The sequence below is a fragment of the Pseudomonas sp. AGC41 genome (assembly GCF_057334555.1).
Genome location: NZ_JBHFJB010000112.1, coordinates 6,071 through 9,593, shown reverse-complemented (window position 1 = coordinate 9,593; position 3,523 = coordinate 6,071). Strand labels below are relative to the sequence as shown.

General features: G+C 63.2%; 4 protein-coding genes. All 4 read left to right on the top strand.

Features of this window, described 5'->3' with window-relative positions:
- The first annotated feature begins 92 nt into the window (after positions 1 to 92).
- The gene (locus ACE04F_RS18660; RefSeq protein WP_305498468.1) at positions 93 to 803 is read left to right on the top strand and encodes an ABC transporter ATP-binding protein; all 711 of its coding nucleotides are present in this window, start codon (positions 93 to 95) and stop codon (positions 801 to 803) included.
- Between the two features lies 1 nt (position 804).
- Positions 805 to 2,070 carry an ABC transporter permease gene (locus ACE04F_RS18655; protein ID WP_486108981.1) on the top strand — a complete coding sequence of 422 codons (1,266 nt, stop codon included), beginning with the start codon at positions 805 to 807 and terminating at the stop codon, positions 2,068 to 2,070.
- A gap of 11 nt (positions 2,071 to 2,081) precedes the next feature.
- On the top strand, positions 2,082 to 2,600 hold the full coding sequence (locus ACE04F_RS18650; RefSeq protein WP_434571515.1) for a DUF3299 domain-containing protein: 519 nt from the start codon (positions 2,082 to 2,084) through the stop codon (positions 2,598 to 2,600).
- A 159-nt stretch (positions 2,601 to 2,759) separates the two neighbouring features.
- Entirely contained in the window at positions 2,760 to 3,458 is a 699-nt protein-coding gene (locus tag ACE04F_RS18645; RefSeq protein WP_486108979.1) for an OmpW/AlkL family protein, read from the top strand.
- Positions 3,459 to 3,523: the final 65 nt, after the last annotated feature.

The following is a 3,523-nucleotide window of genomic DNA, read 5'->3' as shown; positions in this document are numbered from 1 at the left end:
CCAGTACATTCAACGACGATGTTGGCTGACTCACCGCATTCGCGAGCAGGCTCGCTCCCACAGGAACTCCGTTAACCTGAAAAATCGGCGACATGACCCAAGCACTCATCGAACTGTCCGACCTGGGCTTCAGCTGGCCCGGGCATCCGCTCTTGCTGGATATCCCGGCGTTTCGCCTGGAGGCCGGTGAAACCCTGTTCCTCAAGGGCCCCAGCGGCAGCGGCAAGACCACGTTGCTGGGGCTGCTGGGCGGCGTGCAAACACCCGATCGCGGCAGCATCCGCCTGCTCGGCCAGGAGCTCAGCGAACTGGGCGCCGGCCGCCGCGACCGCTTTCGCGTGGACCATACCGGCTACATTTTCCAGCAGTTCAATCTACTGCCATTTCTCTCGGTGCGCGAAAACGTCGAGCTGCCCTGCCATTTCTCGACATTGCGCGCGCAACGGGCGAAACAACGCCATGGCAGCGTCGATCAAGCCGCCGCCACGCTGCTGGCCCACCTCGGGCTGAGCGATTCGAGCCTGCTGGAGCGTCGCGCCGACTCATTGTCCATCGGCCAGCAACAACGGGTCGCCGCCGCCCGCGCGCTGATCGGCCAACCGGAACTGGTGATCGCCGACGAGCCGACCTCGGCGCTGGATTACGACGCCCGGGAAAACTTCCTGCGGCTGCTCTTCGCCGAATGCCGCGAAGCCGGTTCGAGCCTGCTGTTTGTCAGCCACGACCAGAGCCTGGCGCCGCTGTTCGATCGCCACCTCTCGCTGGCCGATCTCAATCGCGCCGCCACGCCACTCGAGGTCTGAGATGTATTTGTTCCGTCTAGCCATGGCCAGCCTGGCGAACCGCCGCTTCACGGCGATCCTCACCGCTTTTGCCATTGCCCTTTCCGTCTGCCTGCTGCTGGCCGTGGAGCGCGTGCGTACCGAGGCGCGGGCCAGTTTCGCCAGCACCATCAGTGGCACCGACCTGATTGTCGGCGCTCGCTCCGGTTCGGTGAACCTGCTGTTGTACTCGGTGTTCCGCATCGGCAACGCCACCAATAACATTCGCTGGGACAGCTTCGAGCAGTTCGCCAACAATCCGAAAGTGAAATGGGCGATCCCCATGTCCCTTGGCGACTCCCATCGCGGTTATCGGGTGATGGGCACCACCGAGGCCTACTTCGAGCATTACCAGTACGGTCGCCGGCAGCATCTGGAACTGGCGGACGGCCGGGCATTCGCCAGCGATCCGTTCGAAGTGGTGCTCGGCGCTGAAGTGGCCGAGGCGCTGCATTACAAACTCGGCGAAAAGCTGGTGCTGGCCCACGGCGTGGCGGCCATCAGCCTGGTCAAGCATGACGACAAACCGTTCACCGTGGTCGGCATTCTCAAGCGCACCGGTACGCCGGTGGATCGTACGCTGCACATCAGCCTCGGCGGCATGGAGGCGATCCATGTCGACTGGAAAAATGGCGTGCCGGCCCAGGGCAACGGCCGTATCAGCGCCGACCAGGCCCGCAACATGGACCTTACGCCCAAGGCCATCACCGCGTTCATGCTTGGCCTCAACAACAAGATTTCCACCTTTGCGCTGCAACGGGAAATCAACGAATTCCGTGGCGAGCCGCTGCTGGCGATCCTGCCCGGTGTGGCGCTGCAAGAGTTGTGGAGCCTGATGGGTACGGCGGAAAAGGCCTTGTTCGTGATCTCATTGTTCGTGGTGCTGACCGGCTTGATCGGCATGCTGACGGCAATCCTCACCAGCCTCAACGAGCGCCGTCGGGAGATGGCGATCCTGCGCTCGGTGGGCGCGCGGCCGTGGCACATCGCGACGCTGCTGGTGCTCGAAGCCTTTGCGCTGGCGCTGGCCGGAGTCACCGCCGGGCTGGCCTTGCTGTACATCGGCATCGCCGTCGCCCAGGGTTACGTGCAGTCGGCCTATGGCCTGTATCTGCCCCTGAGCTGGCCGAGCGAGTATGAATGGACGCTGCTGGCTGGCATTCTGGTCGCCGCCCTGCTGATGGGCAGCGTGCCGGCCTGGCGCGCCTATCGCCAATCGCTGGCCGATGGCTTGTCGATCCGTTTATGAGGACGTTGAAAATGCCCCGCGCCCTGCTTGCGCTGTTGATGCTGGTCAGCCTGCCATTGTGGGCGGCCGAGCCGAGGGACCTGGCCTGGTCGGAAATGATCCCGCCGGACGCGCCGCCGGAAGTGCCGAACATGACGCCCTTGCATGACCTGTCGAAAATGAGCGACGCCCTGGCCGCCGAATCCGCGCCGGCGGCCCGGCAGGACATGCCCAACGCCCCGGTGGTCAAGGCCCTGGACGGCCAGCAGATTCGCTTGCCGGGTTATATCGTGCCGCTGGAAGTCAGCGAGGAAGGCCGCACGACCGACTTCCTGCTGGTGCCGTATTTCGGCGCCTGCATCCACGTGCCGCCTCCGCCGTCGAACCAGATCGTGCATGTGAAAAGCGAAGTCGGGGTCAAGCTCGATGAGCTTTATCAACCGTACTGGGTGGAAGGGCCGATGCAGGTCAAGCCATCCACCAGTGAACTGGCCGATGCCGGGTATCAGATGGAGGCGCAGAAGATTTATGTGTATGAGCTGCCGGAGTGAGTCTGGTAGTGATGTGTTGTTCATGAGATAGCTATCGCGAGCAAGCTCGCGATGGCGCCCTCAAGTGTTTCATCACACTTTCATTGAGCTGAGTCAAAAGACCGGACCAGACGGCTTCGTAACATGGGACATCCTTTTTGAATGTTCTCCGGAGCCCCCATGCAAAAGTCTCTGCTCAGCGCTTCCCTCGTCGCCCTCGCCCTCGCTGCCCCTCTCGCCCAGGCCCATACCGCCGGTGATATCATCGTTCGCGCCGGCGCCATCACCGTCAATCCGGATGCCGACAGCTCCAGCGTCAAGGTCGACCGTGGCCCGCTGACCGGTGCCGACCTGGGCGGCAAGGCGACCATGAGCAGCGACACTCAGTTGGGCCTGAACTTCGCCTACATGCTCACCAACAATTGGGGGATCGAGCTGCTGGCGGCCTCGCCATTCGAGCACGACGTGAAAATCAAAGGCACCGCCCTCGGCGCGGCCAATGGCAAGCTCGGCACACTCAAGCACCTGCCGCCGACCCTGAGCCTGGTCTACTACCCGCTCGACGCCAAGTCGGCCTTCCAGCCTTACGTCGGTGCCGGCATCAACTACACCTGGATCTATGACGAACACGTCGGCAGCGACGCCAGCGCCAACGGTTTCAGCAACTTCCGGGCGAGCAACAGTTGGGGCATGGCGTGGCAAGTCGGCGCCGACTACATGCTGACCGACAACATCATGATCAACGGCCAGGTCCGCTACATCGACATCGACACAACCGCCTATGTCGACAACAACGCGGTGGCCGGCGGAACGCGGGCCAAGGTTGACGTGGATGTGGATCCGTTCGTCTACATGGTGGGATTGGGCTACAAGTTCTGACGCGAACCTGAAGGTACGAAAAGCCCCTGTGGGGGGGGGGGGGGGGGGGGGGGGGGGGGGGGGGG

What these genes read in the sequence shown, in the direction of transcription:
- ACE04F_RS18660 (WP_305498468.1), top strand. Translation starts at nt 93, where the DNA reads ATGACCCAAGCACTCATCGAACTGTCCGACCTGGGCTTCAGCTGGCCC.
- ACE04F_RS18655 (WP_486108981.1), top strand. Translation starts at nt 805, where the DNA reads ATGTATTTGTTCCGTCTAGCCATGGCCAGCCTGGCGAACCGCCGCTTC.
- ACE04F_RS18650 (WP_434571515.1), top strand. Translation starts at nt 2,082, where the DNA reads ATGCCCCGCGCCCTGCTTGCGCTGTTGATGCTGGTCAGCCTGCCATTG.
- ACE04F_RS18645 (WP_486108979.1), top strand. Translation starts at nt 2,760, where the DNA reads ATGCAAAAGTCTCTGCTCAGCGCTTCCCTCGTCGCCCTCGCCCTCGCT.